Below are 20,049 nucleotides of genomic sequence, written 5' to 3'. Positions count from 1 at the left end.
GAATCATCGCTGAATTTCCTGCCAACGAACAAAAGCCGGACGCGAAGAGGCCACCGCGTCAGCCCAGCGCGTTGGCTCCGGTAAGCGGTAGCCCTTCATGCAGCGCTGTACCCACGCCAGGGCGCTGTCCATACTCACCCGATGGCCGGTGGCGATGAACAGCGGATTACAGCGCGCCTTGCTGCGCCAGACCCACGCCAGCTGCTCGCCTTTATGGATAAGCGGCGCCAGCGCACCTGGCTCGGCTGAAAGAGGTTCAAACGCGCCGCAGAGGCGTTTCTTGGCGACACCGATGGTCGGCACATCCACCAGCAGCCCAAAGTGGCTGGCAACGCCTAAACGGCGCGGGTGTGAGATACCGTGCCCATCGACAAAAAGCAGGTCAGGTTTTTGCGAAAGCTGCTCCCACGCTGCCAGCAGCGCGGGATATTCGCGGAAGGAGAGAAAGCCCGGAATGTACGGCATGGTGGTGGCAATACGCGCGACCTTGTACTCCACCAGCTCGAGCGAAGGGTATTTCAGCACCACCATCGCCGCTCGCGTCACGTCCCCACCCTGCTCAAACCCGACGTCGGCTCCGCCAATGTACTGCGGAGGATCCTTATCCAGACGATCCTCGCGGATCACCAATGAGGCCAGTTCGATTTGTTGAGCGCGTAGCGACGCGAGATCCATAACGACTCCTTACTTGTGATACTGGGCAGAAAGCCGATGCACCGCCTCCACAAATACGCCTGCGTGCTCTGGCGGTACATCCTGATGAATACCGTGGCCGAGGTTAAAGACGTGGCCTTCCCCCTGGCCGAAACCAGACAGTATAGTCGACACTTCTTCTTCAATGCGGGCAGGCGGCGCATAGAGCATGGACGGGTCCATATTGCCCTGAAGCGCCACTTTGTCGCCCACGCGGCGGCGGGCATCAGCGATATCGGTGGTCCAGTCGAGACCCAGGGCGTCACAGCCGGTTGCCGCCATGGCTTCCAGCCACTGACCGCCACCTTTGGTGAACAGCGTCACCGGCACGCGGCGGCCTTCGTTTTCGCGCAGCAGGCCGTCAACGATTTTATGCATGTAATACAGGGAGAACTGTTGATAATCACGCCCGGTCAGCACGCCGCCCCAGGTATCGAAAATCATCACCGACTGCGCACCGGCTTTAATCTGCGCGTTGAGATAGAGCGTGACGCTCTTCGCGAGCTTGTCGAGCAGCGCATGCAGAGCCAGCGGCTCGGCGTACATCATCTTTTTAATCAGGGTGAAGGCTTTGCTGCTGCCCCCCTCCACCATATAGGTTGCCAGCGTCCACGGGCTGCCGGAGAAGCCAATCAGCGGCACTTCCCCTTTCAGCTCGCGGCGAATGGTGCGCACGGCGTTCATCACGTAGCCCAGCTCGCCTTCCGGATCGGGGATCGGCAGCTTGTCCACGTCGGCTTTGCTTCTGATCGGAGAGGTAAAACGCGGGCCTTCACCGGTTTCGAAGTACAGGCCAAGGCCCATCGCATCCGGAATGGTCAGAATATCCGAGAAGAGGATCGCAGCATCCAGCGGGAAGCGGCGCAGCGGCTGGAGCGTCACTTCACAGGCCAGCTCGGCGTTTTTGCACAGCGACATAAAATCGCCCGCCTGCGCGCGCGTGGCTTTGTACTCTGGCAGATAGCGTCCCGCCTGGCGCATCATCCACACCGGGGTGACATCAACGGGCTGGCGCAGCAGCGCACGCAGATAACGATCGTTCTTCAGTTCGGTCATTTTTGCAGTTCCTTAAGCGTCATGGCCTCAGTGTAACACTACTCATACTCGGCCCGACACATCGCTACGGTATCTTCTATCAGCCGACGCGCCACGGTACCCGGTGGGGGGAGCAGCGGTAGATCGTCATAGCGATACCAGTTCGCATCCAGCAGCTCTTTCTGATCGATAACGATCTCGCCGCTGTCATAGTCGGCCATAAAGGCCGTCATCAGCGACTGCGGGAACGGCCACGGCTGGGAGGTGACGTAGCGCAGGTTCTTCACTTTGATTCCGCTCTCTTCCATCACCTCGCGCGCCACTGCCTGCTCCAGCGTTTCGCCCACTTCGACGAACCCGGCCAGCACGGTATGAATGCCGTTGCGATGGCGGGTATGCTGTGCAAGCAAAATAGAGTCATCCCGACGGATAGCGACGATAATGCACGGCGCAATTTGTGGGTAATAACGTTCGCGGCAGTGGCTGCAGAGCATCGCCCACTCGGTTTTACTCGGGTGCATGGTATGGCCGCAATAGCCGCAGTATTTGTGCGAGCGGTAAAACTCCGCCAGCTGCACGCCCCGCCCCGCCAGCTGGAACAGGCCTACGTCCAGATCCAACACCTGGCGAACGGATCCCATATCCTGACGACGCGATTGTTGGATCAACCACACGGGTTCACCCTGCCACTCGCCGATCTTCAGCGCAGGCTGGCCCACGAGATCGAACGTTTCCGCCGCACCGTAGGGCAGCTCTCCACCGGGCAACCATAATTTTTGTTCGTGACTGACGATCCACCAACCCAGATCTGATTTTTCAATAATACGATCCATATCTATTGCACTACCTTCGCTTCACTGACATGTTGTTAGCATTGTGGTTACATTCTGGATGAGCAGATTCAATCCTACACTTTGCGGAGTCGACCATGTTAAACCAGCTAGAAAGCCTGACTGAGCGCGTTAGAGGAAGTAACAAACTGGTGGATCGCTGGCTACATGTGCGCAAGCATCTACTCGTGGCTTATTACAATCTGGTCGGTCTTAAGCCTGGCAAAGAATCGTTTATGCGGCTGAATGAAAAAGCGCTAGATGATTTTTGTCAGAGCCTGGTCGACTATCTGTCCGACGGCCATTTCAATATTTATGAACGCATTATCCGCGAAATGGAAGGGACAACGCCGTATTTAGCGGCCAGCAAGCTTTGTCCGCTGCTGGAAGCCAACACCCAGCAGATCATGGATTACTACGATTCCACGCTTGAGAACGCCATCGATCACGATAACTATCTTGAGTTCCAGCAGGCGCTTTCCGACCTTGGCGAAGCGCTGGAAGAGCGATTCACGCTGGAAGATAAGCTGATTAGCCTCGTCCTGGACGCCAGCCCCGAAGATAACATCGCGCGCCCGGCTTGAGTTCTTAATCGTTAACGAGTAATTTACAACCATTCGCCCCTCTCACGAGGGGGATTTATCTTGTCGGAGTGCCCAGAGCGAAAGCCGGGCTGAGACCGTTAATTCGGGATCCGCGGAACCTGATCAGGCTAATACCTGCGAAGGGAACAAGAGTCACACTGCTGTTGTATCGCCCCCCGGGCGATCCTCTCTTGCTTCATCCGTCGTCTGACAAGCCATGTCCTTCACTTTTGGAATGAGCTATGTCTACTGCAAAACTGACCCGCCGCGAACAGCGTGCACAGGCCCAACACTTCATCGACACCCTGGAAGGCACCGCTTTCCCGAACTCGAAACGCATCTACATTTCCGGCTCGCAGGCCGATATCCGCGTCCCGATGCGCGAAATCCAGCTCAGCCCGACGCTTATCGGCGGCAGCAAAGAGAATCCGCAGTATGAAGACAACGAAGCCGTGCCGGTGTATGACACCTCCGGCCCGTACGGCGATCCTGATGTGGCTATCAACGTCCAGCAGGGTCTGGCAAAGCTGCGCCAGCCGTGGATAGAGGCGCGTAACGACTGCGAAGAACTGAGCGTACGCAGTTCTGCATACACCAAAGAACGCCTGGCCGACGACGGTCTGGACGCGCTGCGCTTTACCGGCCTGCTGACGCCAAAACGCGCCAGAGCGGGCAAATGCGTGACGCAGCTGCACTACGCCCGCCAGGGGATCGTCACGCCGGAGATGGAGTTCATCGCCATCCGCGAGAACATGGGCCGCGAGCGTATCCGCAGCGAAGTGCTGCGCTACCAGCACCCGGGCGAAGGCTTTGGCGCACGCCTGCCGGAGAACATCACGCCGGAGTTTGTGCGTGACGAAGTGGCCGCAGGCCGCGCGATCATCCCCGCCAATATTAACCACCCGGAATCCGAGCCGATGATTATCGGCCGCAACTTCCTGGTGAAGGTCAACGCTAACATCGGTAACTCGGCCGTCACCTCCTCCATCGAAGAAGAGGTTGAAAAGCTTGTCTGGTCAACGCGCTGGGGCGCGGACACGGTAATGGATCTCTCCACCGGCCGCTATATTCACGAAACCCGCGAATGGATCCTGCGTAACAGCCCGGTTCCGATTGGCACCGTCCCGATTTATCAGGCGCTGGAGAAGGTCAACGGCATCGCCGAAAACCTTACCTGGGAAGCGTTCCGCGACACGCTGCTGGAGCAGGCGGAACAGGGCGTGGACTACTTCACCATTCACGCGGGCGTGCTGCTGCGCTACGTGCCGATGACCGCGAAGCGTCTGACCGGCATCGTCTCGCGCGGCGGTTCGATCATGGCGAAGTGGTGCCTCTCCCATCACCAGGAGAACTTCCTTTACGAACACTTCCGCGAGATCTGCGAAATCTGCGCCGCGTACGATGTCTCTCTGTCGCTGGGCGACGGCCTGCGCCCGGGCTCCATCCGCGACGCTAACGACGAAGCACAGTTTGCCGAGCTGCACACGCTGGGCGAGCTGACCAAAATCGCCTGGGAGTATGACGTGCAGGTGATGATTGAAGGCCCGGGACACGTGCCGATGCAGATGATCCGCCGCAACATGACCGAAGAGCTGGAGCACTGCCACGAAGCGCCGTTCTACACGCTGGGGCCGCTGACCACCGACATCGCGCCGGGCTATGACCACTTCACGTCAGGCATTGGCGCGGCGATGATCGGCTGGTTCGGCTGCGCCATGCTCTGCTACGTGACGCCGAAAGAGCACCTCGGCCTGCCTAACAAAGAGGACGTGAAACAGGGGCTGATCACCTACAAAATTGCCGCCCACGCGGCGGATCTGGCCAAAGGCCACCCGGGCGCGCAAATCCGTGATAACGCCATGTCGAAGGCGCGCTTTGAATTCCGCTGGGAAGACCAGTTCAACCTGGCGCTGGATCCGTTCACCGCCCGCGCCTACCACGACGAAACCCTGCCGCAGGAATCGGGCAAAGTCGCGCACTTCTGCTCCATGTGTGGGCCGAAGTTCTGCTCGATGAAAATCAGCCAGGAGGTGCGCGACTACGCCGCCACGCAAACCATTGAAGTGGGTATGGCGGACATGTCCGAAGCCTTCCGCGCCAAAGGCGGCGAAATCTACCTCAAAAAAGAGGAGGCGTAATGTACCAGCCCGATTTCCCACCCGTTCCATACCGTTTAGGGCTCTATCCGGTGGTGGACAGCGTGGCGTGGATAGCGCGCCTGCTGGAGGCAGGCGTTCGCACCCTCCAGCTGCGCATCAAGGATAAACGCGATGAGGAGGTGGAAGCCGATGTGGTTGCCGCCATTGCGCTGGGGCGTCGGTATAACGCCCGCCTGTTTATCAATGACTACTGGCGGCTGGCCGTTAAGCACCGGGCGTACGGCGTGCATCTGGGTCAGGAGGACCTGGAAACAACGGATCTGAGCGTAATCCGTGACGCCGGGTTACGTCTTGGCGTGTCAACACACGATGACATGGAGATCGACGTGGCCCTGGCGGCCCGTCCCTCTTACATCGCGCTCGGTCACGTCTTCCCGACGCAAACCAAGCAGATGCCCTCCGCTCCGCAGGGTCTGACGCAACTGGCGGGTCACGTTAAACGCCTTGCCGACTACCCCACCGTCGCCATCGGCGGAATCAGCCTGGAACGCGCCCCGGCGGTGCTGGAGACCGGCGTGGGCAGCATCGCCGTCGTCAGCGCCATCACCCAGGCCGCAGACTGGCAGGCCGCCACCGAACAGCTTTTACAGCTGGCAGGAGCAGGCGATGAATGATCGCGACTTTATGCGCTACAGCCGTCAGATCCTGCTGGAAGATATCGCCATCGACGGGCAGCAAAAACTGCTCGCCAGCCGGGTGCTGATTGTTGGCCTGGGGGGATTAGGCGCACCCGCCGCGCTCTATCTGGCAGGCGCGGGTATCGGCACGCTGGTGCTGGCCGACGACGACGAGGTCCACCTCAGCAACCTGCAGCGACAAATCCTCTTTACCACCGAGGATATCAACCAGCCGAAAGCGCAGATCACCCGGCAGCGGCTGCATCAGCTTAACCCGGATATCGAACTGATTGCCCTACAGGAGCGGCTTGGCGGTGAAAGCCTGCACCGTGAAGTCGCCCTTGCCGACGTGGTGCTGGACTGTACCGACAACATGGCGACGCGCCAGGCGATCAACGCCGCCTGCGTGGCAAACCATACGCCGCTTATCACCGCCAGCGCGGTGGGGTTCGGCGGGCAAATGATGGTTCTGACGCCACCGTGGACGCAGGGCTGCTATCGCTGCCTGTGGCCGGACGATGCCGAGCCGACGCGCAACTGCCGTACGGCGGGCATTCTGGGTCCGGTGGTCGGCGTGATGGGCACGATGCAGGCGCTGGAGGCCATCAAGCTGCTCAGCGGCATGGAGACGGAACGCAATACGCTGCGGCTGTTTGATGCCCGCTCCAGCGGCTGGCGTCATCTGGCGCTGCATCGCGCCAGCCACTGCCCGGTGTGCGGAGGCCGCGATGCGCATTCTGTTTAACGATGAGCCGATGAGCTGCGACGACGGGCTCACCGTTGCCGCACTGCTCGGCAAGCTGCGTCAGCTCAAGCCGGGAACGGCGCTGGCGCTCAATCAACAGATCCTGCCGCGCGAGCAGTGGGAACATCAGCAGGTCAATGACGGCGACCAGATCCTGCTGTTTCAGGTTATCGCAGGGGGCTGAGATGTTACGTATTGCCGATAAAGTCTTTGATTCACATCTGTTTACCGGAACCGGAAAATTCGCCTCGCCGCAGCTGATGGTGGAGGCCATTCGCGAAAGCGGCAGCCAGCTGGTGACGCTGGCGCTTAAGCGCGTGGATCTGCGCCATCACAGCGATGCCATTCTGGCTCCGTTGCTGGAAGCGGGCGTCACGCTGTTGCCCAACACCTCCGGCGCCAAAACGGCAGAAGAGGCGATTTTTGCCGCACAGCTGGCACGGGAGGCGCTCGGCACCCGCTGGTTGAAGCTGGAAATCCATCCGGATGCCCGCTGGCTGCTGCCCGATCCGATCGAAACGCTGAAAGCGGCTGAAAAGCTGGTGCAGCAAGGGTTTACCGTCCTGCCTTACTGCGGGGCCGACCCTGTCCTGTGCAAACGGCTGGAAGAGGTCGGCTGCGCTGCCGTCATGCCGCTGGGGGCCCCCATTGGCTCCAACCAGGGGCTGGAGACCCGCGCGATGCTGGAAATCATTATTGAGCAGGCCACCGTACCGGTGGTGGTGGATGCGGGCATTGGCGTGCCCAGCCATGCCGCGCAGGCGCTGGAGATGGGCGCCGACGCGGTGCTGGTGAATACGGCTATCGCGGTTGCCGACGATCCGGTCATGATGGCGCGTGCGTTCCGCCTGGCCGTGGAGGCTGGCCTGCTGGCAAGGGGATCCGGCCCCGGCTCGCGCAGTTTCCAGGCGCAGGCCACCAGCCCGCTGACCGGTTTTCTGGAGGCGATCTCATGAGCACGTTTACCGAGCGCTGGCGCCAGCTTAACTGGGACGACATTGCCCTGCGTATCAACAGCAAAACGGCGGCTGACGTGGAGCGCGCGCTGCAGGCCCGTCATCTGACCCGCGAGGATCTGATGGCCCTGCTCTCCCCGGCGGCCAGCGCCTACCTCGAACCGATGGCCCAGCGAGCGCAGCGGCTTACCCGCCAGCGGTTTGGCAACACGGTGAGCTTCTACGTGCCGCTCTATCTCTCCAACCTGTGCGCCAATGACTGCACCTACTGCGGTTTCTCCATGAGCAACCGCATCAAGCGTAAAACGCTCGATGAGGCTGAGATTGCCCGTGAGTGTGCGGCCATCCGTGAAATGGGCTTTGAACATCTTTTGCTGGTCACGGGCGAACATCAGGGGAAAGTGGGAATGGACTATTTCCGTCGGCACCTTCCCGCCATTCGTCGTCAGTTTGCGTCGTTGCAGATGGAAGTGCAGCCCCTGGCGCAGGAGGAGTACGCGGAGCTCAAAACCCTCGGGCTGGACGGGGTCATGGTCTATCAGGAAACCTACCACGAGGCGACGTACGCCCGACACCACCTGAAGGGCAAGAAACAGGATTTCTTCTTCCGCCTGGAAACGCCGGACAGGCTGGGTCGCGCCGGTATTGACAAAATCGGTCTGGGTGCGCTGATCGGGCTCTCCGACAGCTGGCGGGTGGATTGTTACATGGTGGCGGAACATCTGCTGTGGTTGCAGCAGCACTACTGGCAGAGCCGATACTCCATCTCCTTCCCGCGCCTGCGTCCCTGCGCGGGAGGAATTGAACCGGCTTCGCTGATGGATGAACGCCAGCTGGTGCAGACCATTTGCGCGTTTCGCCTGCTCGCTCCGGAAGTGGAATTATCGCTCTCAACGCGCGAGTCTCCGGCATTTCGCGATCGCGTCATCCCGATTGCAATTAACAACGTCAGCGCGTTTTCCAAAACGCAGCCTGGCGGCTACGCCGACGACCATCCGGAACTGGAACAATTTGCACCCCATGACGGACGACGCCCGGAAGCGGTCGCCGCCGTCCTGACGGCGCAGGGTCTTCAGCCCGTCTGGAAAGACTGGGACAGCTGGCTGGGAAGAGCCTCGCAGTGACGTTGAAACGCACTGCAACACGTTAAAAAATTGTCGAGCCGCGACGAAAAGGCAAAACCGGAAGATTGTCAGCGATCGTCCGGTTTTTTATTGTCACACGGTCAGCAACGGATGCTGACCAGGGCGAAAAGCTTCTTCCTCGTTTCGCCCTGCCTCTGGTTCATTGCACAAACGGCTCATGTCATTTTAATAAGTATTTTCTTAATGGTTCTTAAGATAAATCATCCTGTCAAAAATCGCGTGCCGTATAATTCACCGCTAACCGCAGGGCAGCGACTATGCTGAGAGGATATCGGCAGACGAAAAGTATTCACCATCAGGAACGATGTACAGCTCATGGCACTTCACAGCAAAAAGCTCTCTTTTACCCGGCCCATTATGCTCAGCTTTGCGGGGATCCTCTGCAGTTTTGCGGTGATCGCGATCGCGGTGACGCTTTCGCAACGAAAGGATTTTCTTGAGGATTATCATAAGATCAATAGCAACTTCACGCACAACCTGGCGGTGAACTACACCGAATCTATCCTGCGCGAAAACGACTATATTCTGGGCCGTTCCGCGATGTACTTTGCGCGCGACGACAGGCTAAACGAGACGCTAAACCTTAACCCGACGCAGGGGCTGCAGATGGTCATGCATTTGCAGAACCTGATGCCGACCGTCTCCTCCATTTCGCTTGCCGATACGCAGGGGCATTATCTGCGCGCGCCGGAGGTGCTCCCCACGGAGAAGAGTAAAACCTTCGATCCCCGAACGCGGCCGTGGTTTGTCGCTCAGGCGGAAGCCAGCATCTTCAGCCACTATACCCGTCCCTACATGGACTACTTTACCGGCCATCCGACAGTAACCCTTTATAAGCCGTTGATCTCGCCGGAAGGCAGACTGAAGGGAACGATCGCCTTTCATCTTGATTTGACGTCAATGGGCTATACCCTGCGTCAGATGGTGGCACCCGTTCAGGGGGAATTCTTCGTAGTCGAACGCGACGGTGCTGTGGTGCTGCATCCGGATACCGGCGCGCTCTTCAAGCAGTACGTGAGCGAAGCGCTGATGGACAAAATGACCAGCGGCGAAGGCCATCTTTACGACAAGAAAAGCAACGCCTGGTATTACTATTACTCTTTTACCAACCCGGACTGGTTTGTCATCTACCGGGTATCCGGTGCGACGCTCACCGATATCACCCGCCACGAAACGACGATCGTTGGCTGGGGGTTTGCGCTGGCGGCCATCATCATCATCCTTTTCGGCTTATACCTCCGCCACGCCTCGCGTAGCGTGCTGATGCACATTATCAATGCCATCAAAACTGGCGACGTTAACGAGGCACCGCGCCTGGAAGCGATGCTGAGCCACACGATTCAGTCCAATAAAGAGCGCGAAATGGCGTATGTGCGCCAGGCTACCCACGATGCGCTGACGGGCTGTAAAAACCGCCGCGCGTTCGACAGCGATATCGCAGAGCTGCTGAATGCCCAGCAGCCCTTCGCGATGGCGCTGGTGGATATTGATAACTTTAAGTCAATTAACGACACGCTGGGTCACCTGACCGGTGATATCGTTCTGCGCAACGTGGCTCGTGAAGGGATCCAGATTATGCAGCCACATCACGTCTCGGTTTACCGTTATGGCGGAGAAGAGTTCGCCGTAATCTTCCAGGCGGAGCAGATGTCTTCCGCGCTCTCATTACTGGAAGCGTGGCGTACCGCCGTTGAAAAACGCGTCTGGCGGGAAGAAAACCTGCGGGTTACGTTCAGCGGCGGTCTTGGAGAGTGGCATTTTGAACCGCTGGAACAATTTGTCGGAAGCGTTGATAACGCCCTCTACAGCGCCAAACAGCAGGGAAAAAATCGAATCGTTCGCACATCCATCAGCTAATCCTCTCGCTTTCACCCTGCCCGTTTCGACGGTCAGGGTACCCGCCAATGTAAAATTGTAACCGGTTTCAGAAAAACGCCTGTTTCTTTGTGATGCCTGACACACAATCGCGGTAAAGCGGTTGTTGAAGCGGTCTGCACGGGATAATTATCAATAAACACATGTAGATCGAGGCTGATTATGAAGAACATCGTTTTATGCTGTGCAGCGGGAATGTCAACCAGCATGCTGGTTCAACGTATGAAAGACGCCGCGCAGAAAAAAGGGGTTGAAGTCACCATTAAAGCCGTTCCGGTTGCGGAGTTTAAAGACAACATCGCAACGGCCGACATCGTATTGCTGGGGCCACAGGTTAAATACGAGCAGGCTAAATTACAGGCGCAGGCCGACCCGCTGGGCAAAAAGGTCGCGGTGATCGACATGATGGATTACGGCATGATGAAAGGTGATGCCGTACTGGATAAAGCGCTCAAACTTCTGGAGTCATAATGGAAGACTTAGAAACCACGATTATGGAACTGCTTGTTAACGCAGGCGCGGCGCGCAGTGCGGCCCTGACGGCATTGCAGATGGCGCGTAAAGGTGAGTTTGACGAAGCCGAAAAAGCGATGGAAGAGTCGCGGGAATATGTGAAGCATGCGCACACCATACAGACGCAGCTTATCGGTCTTGATGAGGGGACCGGGAAGCTTCCGGTTAACCTGATCACCGTCCACTCGCAGGATCACCTGATGAACGCCATGGTCATTCAGGATCTGGCGGGCGATATGATTGAGCTTTATCGTCGGATCCCGTTGGTGAATTGAATACATGCAGATGTAAAAAAACCCGCCGAGGCGGGTTTTTTATTTACGGCATCAACGATTACTCGTTGTCGGAACCGCCCAGACCTGCGTTCAGCAGTTCTGCCAGGCTCGCGGATGCATCTTCAGCAGTAACCTGCGGTGCAGCTGGCAGTTCGCCTGCAGCACGACGACGCATACGATCCTGATGGTACGCATAACCGGTACCCGCCGGGATCAGACGACCCACGATAACGTTCTCTTTCAGACCGCGCAGTTCATCACGTTTACCTGCAACAGCGGCTTCGGTCAGGACACGAGTCGTTTCCTGGAACGATGCTGCAGAGATGAAGGACTCGGTTGCCAGAGACGCTTTGGTGATACCCAGCAGATCGCGCGAGAAGGTCGCACCGATTTTGCCGTTCGCTTCCAGTTCGCGGTTAGCGATCTTGACGCGTGAGTATTCCACCTGCTCGCCTTCGAGGAACTCGGAGCTGCCCGCGTTTTCGATGGTTGCTTTACGCAGCATCTGACGAACGATAACTTCGATGTGTTTATCGTTAATCTTAACGCCCTGCAGGCGGTATACGTCCTGTACTTCGTTAACGATGTAACGAGTAACAGCATGCACACCACGCAGACGCAGGATGTCGTGCGGCGCTTCTGGGCCGTCGGAAACCACGTCACCACGTTCTACGCGTTCACCTTCGAACACGTTGAGCTGACGCCACTTAGGAATCATCTCTTCGTACGGTTCGCTGCCATCTACTGGAGTGATAACCAGACGGCGCTTACCTTTGGTCTCTTTACCGAAGGAGATGATACCGCTGATTTCAGCCAGGATTGCCGGCTCTTTCGGACGACGTGCTTCGAACAGGTCCGCAACGCGTGGCAGACCACCGGTGATGTCCTTGGTACCGCCGGATTCCTGAGGAATACGCGCCAGGGTGTCACCAGAGCTGATCTGTACGCCATCTTCCAGCTGTACAATCGCTTTACCCGGCAGGAAGTACTGCGCAGGCATATCGGTACCTGGGATCAGAACGTCATTACCCTGAGCATCAACGATTTTCAGTGCAGGACGCAGATCTTTACCGCCGGTAGTACGTTCAGCAGAATCCAGAACCACCAGAGAAGACAGACCGGTCAGCTCGTCAGTCTGACGAGTAATGGTCTGGCCGTCGATCATGTCAGTGAAGCGGATGAAACCACTTACTTCGGTGATAACCGGCATGGTGTGTGGATCCCAGTTTGCAACGGTTTCACCGCCGGCAACCTGCTCGCCATCACCTTTCGCCATAACCGCACCGTAAGGCACTTTATAGCTCTCTTTGGTACGACCGAATTCGTCGATCAGCTTCAGCTCGGTGTTACGTGAAGTGATAACCAGTTTACCGCTGGAGTTCACAACCGATTTCGCGTTGCTGAGCTTGATGCTACCTTTGTTTTTCACCTGGATGCTGGATTCAGCAGCCGCACGAGATGCCGCACCACCGATGTGGAACGTACGCATCGTCAGCTGTGTACCCGGCTCACCGATGGACTGTGCCGCGATAACGCCGATGGCTTCACCTTTGTTGATGATGTGGCCACGCGCCAGGTCACGACCGTAGCAGTGCGCACATACACCAAAGTCGGTGTCACAGGATACAACGGAACGCACCTTCACGGAGTCAACAGAGTTCGCTTCCAGCAGGTCACACCACTGTTCGTGCAGCAGGGTGTTGCGTGGAACCAGAATGTCTGCGGTGCCCGGCTTCAGAATGTCTTCCGCGGTCACACGACCCAGTACGCGATCGCGCAGTGGCTCTTTAACATCACCACCCTCGATAACCGGGGTCATGGTGATACCTTCGAGGGTGCCACAATCGTCTTCGGTCACAACCAGATCCTGCGCAACGTCTACCAGACGACGCGTCAGATAACCGGAGTTCGCGGTTTTCAGTGCGGTATCCGCCAGACCTTTACGCGCACCGTGCGTGGAGATGAAGTACTGGAGTACGTTCAGACCTTCACGGAAGTTCGCGGTGATTGGCGTTTCGATGATGGAGCCATCTGGCTTCGCCATCAGACCACGCATACCTGCCAGCTGACGAATCTGTGCTGCAGAACCACGCGCACCGGAGTCGGCCATCATGTAGATGCTGTTGAAGGAAACCTGCTGCTCTTCTACGCCGTCACGGTTAATCACGGTTTCGGTCTGCAGGTTGTCCATCATCGCTTTGGATACACGATCGTTCGCCGCTGCCCAGATATCGATAACTTTGTTATAGCGTTCGCCCGCGGTAACCAGACCAGACTGGAACTGCTCCTGGATCTCAGCAACTTCAGCTTCCGCTTCAGAGATGATCTCGTGTTTCTTCTCTGGGATGACCATGTCATCGATACCAACAGATGCACCTGAACGCGCTGCATAAGCAAAGCCGGTGTACATAGTCTGGTCAGCGAAGATAACGGTCGGCTTCAGGCCCAGAATGCGGTAACAGGTGTTCAGCATTTTGGAGATCGCTTTCTTGCCCAGCGCCTGGTTGACGATGGAGAAAGGCAGACCTTTCGGTACGATCATCCACAGAATGGCACGGCCAACGGTCGTGTCTTTCAGGCTGGTTTTCGCAACGAATTCGCCGTTTGCATCTTTTTCGTATTCGGTGATACGCACTTTAACGCGCGCATGCAGAGAGGCCAGGCCAGCGCGATAAATACGCTCAGCTTCTTTCGGGCCAGTCAGCACCATGCCTTCGCCTTTGGCGTTAACACAGTCACGGGTCATGTAGTACAGACCCAGTACAACGTCCTGAGAAGGAACGATAATTGGCTCACCGTTCGCTGGAGACAGGATGTTGTTAGTAGACATCATCAACGCACGCGCTTCGAGCTGGGCTTCCAGCGTCAGCGGTACGTGAACAGCCATCTGGTCACCATCGAAGTCGGCGTTATATGCCGCACAAACCAGCGGGTGCAGCTGGATCGCTTTACCTTCGATCAGGACTGGCTCAAATGCCTGGATACCCAGACGGTGCAGGGTTGGTGCACGGTTCAGCAGTACCGGGTGTTCGCGGATAACTTCGTCCAGGATATCCCAAACGACAGCTTCTTCACGCTCAACCATTTTCTTAGCGGCTTTGATGGTGGTGGCCAGGCCACGCAGTTCCAGCTTGCCGTAGATGAACGGTTTGAACAGCTCCAGTGCCATTTTCTTCGGCAGACCGCACTGATGCAGACGCAGGTATGGACCTACGGTGATTACAGAACGACCGGAGTAGTCAACACGCTTACCGAGCAGGTTCTGACGGAAACGACCCTGTTTACCTTTGATCATGTCGGCCAAAGATTTCAGAGGACGTTTGTTAGAACCGGTGATCGCACGACCGCGACGACCGTTATCCAGCAGAGCATCTACCGCTTCCTGCAGCATACGTTTTTCGTTGCGTACGATGATGTCCGGCGCAGCCAGATCCAGCAGACGTTTCAGACGGTTGTTACGGTTGATCACGCGACGATACAGATCGTTCAGATCGGACGTTGCGAAACGACCACCATCCAGCGGAACCAGTGGACGCAGATCTGGCGGCAGAACCGGCAGAACGGTCAGGATCATCCACTCTGGCTTGTTACCAGACTGAACGAACGCTTCCAGCAGTTTGATACGCTTGGTCAGCTTTTTACGCTTGGTTTCGGAGTTGGTTTCGTTCAGCTCTTCACGCAGCTGCTCGCACTCTTGCTCCAGATCCATGCTCTTCAGCAGGGCCTGAATAGCTTCCGCACCCATCTTCGCGTCGAATTCGTCACCGAACTCTTCCAGCGCGTCCAGATACTGCTCTTCAGTCAGGATCTGATGACGTTCCAGGTTCGTCATCCCGCCTTCGATAACCACATAAGATTCGAAGTACAGAACACGTTCGATATCACGCAGCGGCATATCCAGCAGCAGACCGATACGGGACGGCAGTGATTTCAGGAACCAGATGTGAGCAGTCGGAGACGCCAGCTCGATGTGGCCCATGCGCTCACGGCGCACTTTGGTCTGGGTCACTTCAACGCCGCACTTCTCACAGATCACACCGCGGTGTTTCAGGCGCTTGTACTTACCGCACAGGCACTCGTAATCTTTTACTGGCCCGAAAATACGCGCACAGAAGAGGCCGTCACGCTCAGGCTTGAACGTACGGTAGTTGATGGTTTCCGGCTTTTTAACTTCACCGAAAGACCATGAACGGATCATGTCTGGCGAAGCCAGAGCAATTTTGATCGCATCAAACTCTTCGGTTTTAGTCTGCGCTTTCAGAAACTTTAATAAATCTTTCACGGATTTGCTCCCGTCGGAGTTAGCACAATCCGGTGCCGGGGGTTAACCCGGCACCAGTGACCTGTTTGAGCGAGAATTACTCGTCTTCCAGTTCGATGTTGATACCCAGCGAACGAATCTCTTTCAACAGTACGTTGAAGGATTCTGGCATGCCTGGTTCCATCTGATGGTTGCCGTCCACGATGTTCTTATACATCTTGGTACGACCGTTCACGTCATCAGACTTAACGGTGAGCATTTCCTGCAGGGTGTATGCCGCGCCGTATGCTTCCAGCGCCCACACTTCCATCTCCCCGAAGCGCTGACCACCGAACTGTGCCTTACCACCCAGCGGCTGCTGAGTAACCAGGCTGTAAGAACCGGTAGAACGAGCGTGCATCTTGTCGTCGACCAGGTGGTTCAGTTTCAGCATGTACATGTAACCTACGGTTACCGGACGTTCGAACTGTTCACCGGTACGGCCGTCAAACAGCGTAATCTGACCAGACGTTGGCAGACCACCCAGTTGCAGCAGCTCTTTAATTTCAGCTTCTTTTGCACCGTCGAATACCGGCGTTGCAATTGGCATACCTTTGCGCAGGTTCTCTGCCAGACGCAGCACTTCTTCATCGCTGAAGGTGTTCAGGTCGACTTTCTGACGCACGTCGGTACCCAGATCGTAGGCACGCTGGATGAATTCGCGCAGTTTCGCGACTTCCTGCTGCTGTTTCAGCATGGCGTTAATCTTGTCGCCGATACCTTTCGCAGCCATACCCAGGTGAGTTTCCAGGATCTGACCAATGTTCATACGAGACGGTACGCCCAGTGGGTTCAGTACGATATCTACCGGCGTACCGTTAGCATCGTGCGGCATATCTTCGATCGGGTTGATCTTAGAGATAACACCCTTGTTACCGTGACGACCTGCCATCTTATCACCAGGCTGGATCTGACGTTTAACAGCCAGATAGACCTTAACAATCTTCAGCACGCCTGGTGCCAGATCGTCGCCCTGAGTGATTTTGCGGCGTTTCGCTTCGAGTTTTTTCTCGAACTCGTGTTTCAGTTCGTCATACTGCTCAGCCAGCTGTTCCAGCTGATTTTGTTTCTCTTCGTCGGTCAGGCCCAGTTCCAGCCAGCGATCGCGTGGCAGTTTGTCGAGCTTCTCAGCTTCAACGCCACCGGCAACCAGCACCGCATAGATACGGCTGAACAGACCCGCTTCGAGGATCTGCAGTTCTTCAGACAGGTCTTTCTTAGCCTGTTTGAGCTGCATCTCTTCGATTTCCAGCGCACGCTTATCTTTCTCAACGCCATCACGAGTGAAGACCTGAACGTCGATAACCGTACCGGAAACACCGTTTGGTACGCGCAGAGAAGAGTCTTTAACGTCAGACGCTTTCTCACCGAAGATGGCACGCAGCAGTTTCTCTTCTGGCGTCAGCTGGGTTTCACCTTTCGGCGTAACCTTACCCACCAGAATGTCGCCGCCGGTCACTTCCGCACCGATGTAAACAATACCGGATTCATCCAGTTTGGAGAGCGCAGCTTCACCCACGTTAGGGATGTCAGCGGTGATCTCTTCTGGCCCCAGCTTGGTGTCACGGGACACACACGCCAGTTCCTGAATGTGGATGGTGGTGAAACGATCTTCCTGAACCACACGCTCGGAGACGAGGATGGAGTCTTCGAAGTTGTAACCGTTCCACGGCATGAATGCTACGCGCATGTTCTGACCGAGAGCCAGTTCACCGAGGTCGGTGGACGGACCGTCTGCCAGCACGTCGCCGCGCTCAACTGGCTCACCCAGAGATACGCAAGGCATCTGGTTGATACAGGTGTTCTGGTTAGAACGGGTGTATTTGGTCAGGTTATAAATGTCGATACCTGCTTCGCCCGGGTACATCTCGTCTTCGTTAACTTTGATAACGATACGGGATGCGTCCACGTACTGAACAGTACCGCCACGCTTAGCAACTGCAGTAACACCGGAGTCAACGGCAACAGCACGTTCCATACCGGTACCAACCAGCGGCTTATCAGCACGCAGAGTTGGAACGGCCTGACGTTGCATGTTCGCACCCATCAATGCACGGTTGGCGTCATCGTGTTCCAGGAACGGGATCAGGGACGCACCGACGGATACCACCTGCTGGGTGGATACGTCCATGTAGTCAACCTGGTCGCGGCTGAACAAGCTGGATTCGCCTTTGCTACGGCAGGTCACCAGATCTTCTACAAAGTGGCCTTCGTCATCCAGGTTGGAGTTCGCCTGAGCGATAACGTAGTTGCCTTCTTCGATAGCAGACAGGTAGTGAATTTCGTCGGTAACAACACCGTCGGTCACTTTACGGTACGGGGTCTCGAGGAAACCGTATTCGTTGGTCTGTGCGTACACGGACAGGGAGTTGATCAGACCGATGTTTGGACCTTCAGGCGTTTCGATTGGACATACGCGACCGTAGTGCGTCGGGTGTACGTCTCGAACTTCGAAGCCTGCACGCTCACGGGTCAGACCGCCTGGGCCGAGTGCAGAGATACGACGTTTGTGCGTAATCTCAGACAGCGGGTTGTTCTGATCCATAAACTGAGACAGCTGGCTGGAACCGAAGAACTCTTTCACGGCTGCAGAAATCGGCTTGGCGTTGATCATATCCTGAGGCATCAGGGTATCCAGATCGCCCAAAGACAGACGCTCTTTCACCGCACGCTCTACACGTACCAGGCCAACGCGGAACTGGTTTTCCGCCATTTCGCCTACGGAACGGATACGACGGTTGCCGAGGTGGTCGATGTCGTCCACTTCGCCTTTGCCGTTACGGATATCGATGAGCTTCTTCATCACTTCGATGATGTCGTCTTTGCTCAGGATACCGGAACCTTCGATTTCGTCGCGCAGCAGAGAACGGTTGAACTTCATACGACCAACCGCGGACAGATCGTAGCGGTCTTCGGAGAAGAACAGGTTCTCGAACAGGCTTTCAGCCGCTTCGCGAGTTGGTGGCTCACCAGGACGCATCATGCGGTAGATTTCAACCAGCGCGCTCAGACGATCGTTGGTTGGGTCGACGCGTACAGTCTCAGAGATGTACGGACCGTGGTCCAGATCGTTGGTGAACAGCGTTTCGATACGTTTGTGGCCAGCCTGACTCAGCTTAGCCAGCAGATCCAGGCTCAGCTCCATGTTAGCCGGGCAGATCAGCTCGCCAGTTGATTCATCAACGTAATCTTTCGCGGCTACTTTTCCTGCAATGTATTCAACCGGAACTTCGATGTGTTTGATATCATCTTTTTCCAGCTGGCGGATGTGGCGCGCGGTGATACGGCGACCTTTTTCCACATACACTTTGCCGTCGGCTTCGATGTCGAACGACGCGGTCTCACCACGCAGACGTTCCGGCACCAGCTCCATCTGCAGCTTGTTGTCGCGGATTTCAAAGATCACTTTCTCAAAAAACAGGTCCAGGATCTGCTCAGTGGTATAGTTCAGTGCACGCAGAATGATGGTTGCAGGCAGTTTACGACGACGGTCGATACGGACAAACAGGTTGTCTTTTGGATCGAACTCGAAGTCCAGCCAGGAACCACGGTAAGGAATGATGCGTGCGTTATACAGTACTTTACCGGAAGAGTGCGTTTTACCTTTATCGCTGTCGAAGAAGACGCCCGGGCTACGATGCAGCTGGGAAACGATAACACGCTCAGTACCGTTAATAACGAAAGTACCGTTGTCTGTCATGAGTGGAATTTCACCCATGTAGACTTCTTGTTCTTTAATGTCTTTTACGGTGCCTTCCGGCGCTTCGCGCTCGTAGATCACCAGACGCAGTTTCACGCGCAGCGGTGCGGAATAGGTCACGCCACGGATCTGACATTCCTGAACGTCAAACACCGGTTCGCCAAGGCGGTAGCTGACGTACTGCAGCTCGGAGTTACCGCTGTAGCTCTGAATCGGGAACACGGAGCGGAAGGCTGCTTCCAGACCGTACTGCCCTTCAGGATCTTGCTCGATAAACTTCTGGAACGAGTCAAGCTGGATAGAAAGGAGATATGGAATGTCCAGAACTTGTGGACGTTTACCAAAATCCTTACGAATACGTTTTTTCTCGGTATAGGAGTAAACCATAGGGTTCCTCAGCTCGCTGACAAGTCGACCCATCTGTCCGACGAAGGGACAGTTTGTGCAACACCATTTTGTGGACCGGAAAATTGAATACTTTCCGCAATACCTGTTGCTATCACGCTTAAACCATTTCATTGCGATTTACACAGAGCGAGCACCCTGTCGCAGTATATTAAGTCGTCGATAGAAACAAGCATTGAAAGACACATCGATAGTCAAACAGTGTGAAATGCTACCG

Annotated in this window: 15 protein-coding genes and 1 riboswitch; of the genes, 10 read left to right on the top strand and 5 right to left on the bottom strand. The window is 56.3% G+C overall.

The genetic code is table 11. From position 1 onward, the window contains the following. Positions 1 to 3: 3 nt before the first annotated feature. Genes nfi through nudC form a run of 3 tightly spaced genes read right to left on the bottom strand, consistent with a single transcriptional unit; the run spans position 4 to position 2,561 of the window. Positions 4 to 675 (bottom strand): deoxyribonuclease V, encoded by a 672-nt coding sequence (gene nfi, locus ACEPLT_RS01050; protein ID WP_232929279.1) that lies wholly within the window; start codon positions 673 to 675, stop codon positions 4 to 6. Between the two features lie 9 nt (positions 676 to 684). Beyond that, the gene (gene hemE, locus ACEPLT_RS01045; protein ID WP_008503466.1) at positions 685 to 1,749 is read right to left on the bottom strand and encodes a uroporphyrinogen decarboxylase; all 1,065 of its coding nucleotides are present in this window, start codon (positions 1,747 to 1,749) and stop codon (positions 685 to 687) included. A 38-nt stretch (positions 1,750 to 1,787) separates the two neighbouring features. Then, complete coding sequence (gene nudC, locus ACEPLT_RS01040) at positions 1,788 to 2,561, bottom strand: NAD(+) diphosphatase (protein ID WP_008503465.1); 774 nt, start codon at positions 2,559 to 2,561, stop codon at positions 1,788 to 1,790. A gap of 95 nt (positions 2,562 to 2,656) precedes the next feature. Here nudC and ACEPLT_RS01035 point away from each other — a divergent pair, with 95 nt between their 5' ends. The 10 genes from ACEPLT_RS01035 (at position 2,657) to ACEPLT_RS00990 (ending at position 11,427) form a co-directional block, all read left to right on the top strand. Further along, positions 2,657 to 3,142: an Rsd/AlgQ family anti-sigma factor gene (locus tag ACEPLT_RS01035; RefSeq protein ID WP_008503464.1), complete on the top strand. Its 486-nt coding sequence runs from the start codon at positions 2,657 to 2,659 to the stop codon at positions 3,140 to 3,142. A 54-nt stretch (positions 3,143 to 3,196) separates the two neighbouring features. Next, positions 3,197 to 3,305: riboswitch (TPP riboswitch) on the top strand. Positions 3,306 to 3,384: 79 nt separating this feature from the next. Beyond that, on the top strand, positions 3,385 to 5,280 hold the full coding sequence (gene thiC, locus ACEPLT_RS01030; protein ID WP_023326468.1) for a phosphomethylpyrimidine synthase ThiC: 1,896 nt from the start codon (positions 3,385 to 3,387) through the stop codon (positions 5,278 to 5,280). Further along, on the top strand, positions 5,280 to 5,915 hold the full coding sequence (thiE, locus tag ACEPLT_RS01025; protein WP_059360273.1) for a thiamine phosphate synthase: 636 nt from the start codon (positions 5,280 to 5,282) through the stop codon (positions 5,913 to 5,915). Before thiC ends, thiE begins: the two co-directional genes overlap by 1 nt. Further along, positions 5,908 to 6,663 carry a HesA/MoeB/ThiF family protein gene (locus tag ACEPLT_RS01020; protein WP_008503461.1) on the top strand — a complete coding sequence of 252 codons (756 nt, stop codon included), beginning with the start codon at positions 5,908 to 5,910 and terminating at the stop codon, positions 6,661 to 6,663. Before thiE ends, ACEPLT_RS01020 begins: the two co-directional genes overlap by 8 nt. Next, positions 6,647 to 6,847 (top strand): sulfur carrier protein ThiS, encoded by a 201-nt coding sequence (gene thiS, locus ACEPLT_RS01015; protein WP_126289667.1) that lies wholly within the window; start codon positions 6,647 to 6,649, stop codon positions 6,845 to 6,847. The genes ACEPLT_RS01020 and thiS overlap by 17 nt, the downstream gene beginning before the upstream one ends. A gap of 1 nt (position 6,848) precedes the next feature. Further along, positions 6,849 to 7,619 carry a thiazole synthase gene (thiG, locus tag ACEPLT_RS01010; protein ID WP_021242958.1) on the top strand — a complete coding sequence of 257 codons (771 nt, stop codon included), beginning with the start codon at positions 6,849 to 6,851 and terminating at the stop codon, positions 7,617 to 7,619. Further along, positions 7,616 to 8,743, top strand: a complete 1,128-nt coding sequence (gene thiH / locus ACEPLT_RS01005) for a 2-iminoacetate synthase ThiH (RefSeq protein WP_232929278.1) — start codon at positions 7,616 to 7,618, stop codon at positions 8,741 to 8,743. The genes thiG and thiH overlap by 4 nt, the downstream gene beginning before the upstream one ends. Positions 8,744 to 9,079: 336 nt before the next feature. After that, positions 9,080 to 10,621: a sensor domain-containing diguanylate cyclase gene (locus tag ACEPLT_RS01000; protein ID WP_025910400.1), complete on the top strand. Its 1,542-nt coding sequence runs from the start codon at positions 9,080 to 9,082 to the stop codon at positions 10,619 to 10,621. Positions 10,622 to 10,801: 180 nt separating this feature from the next. Continuing rightward, positions 10,802 to 11,110 (top strand): PTS sugar transporter subunit IIB, encoded by a 309-nt coding sequence (locus ACEPLT_RS00995; RefSeq protein ID WP_008503456.1) that lies wholly within the window; start codon positions 10,802 to 10,804, stop codon positions 11,108 to 11,110. After that, the gene (locus ACEPLT_RS00990; RefSeq protein WP_008503455.1) at positions 11,110 to 11,427 is read left to right on the top strand and encodes a PTS lactose/cellobiose transporter subunit IIA; all 318 of its coding nucleotides are present in this window, start codon (positions 11,110 to 11,112) and stop codon (positions 11,425 to 11,427) included. Before ACEPLT_RS00995 ends, ACEPLT_RS00990 begins: the two co-directional genes overlap by 1 nt. Positions 11,428 to 11,485: 58 nt before the next feature. Here ACEPLT_RS00990 and rpoC read toward each other — a convergent pair whose 3' ends face one another. Together rpoC and rpoB are read right to left on the bottom strand one after the other, a co-directional pair. After that, on the bottom strand, positions 11,486 to 15,709 hold the full coding sequence (rpoC, locus tag ACEPLT_RS00985; protein WP_008503454.1) for a DNA-directed RNA polymerase subunit beta': 4,224 nt from the start codon (positions 15,707 to 15,709) through the stop codon (positions 11,486 to 11,488). Between the two features lie 76 nt (positions 15,710 to 15,785). After that, the gene (rpoB, locus tag ACEPLT_RS00980; RefSeq protein WP_008503453.1) at positions 15,786 to 19,814 is read right to left on the bottom strand and encodes a DNA-directed RNA polymerase subunit beta; all 4,029 of its coding nucleotides are present in this window, start codon (positions 19,812 to 19,814) and stop codon (positions 15,786 to 15,788) included. Between the last annotated feature and the right edge of the window lie 235 nt (positions 19,815 to 20,049).

It is taken from the genome of Enterobacter sp. fkY84-1, from assembly GCF_052974705.1.
This window is presented reverse-complemented; position numbering and strand designations above follow the sequence as displayed.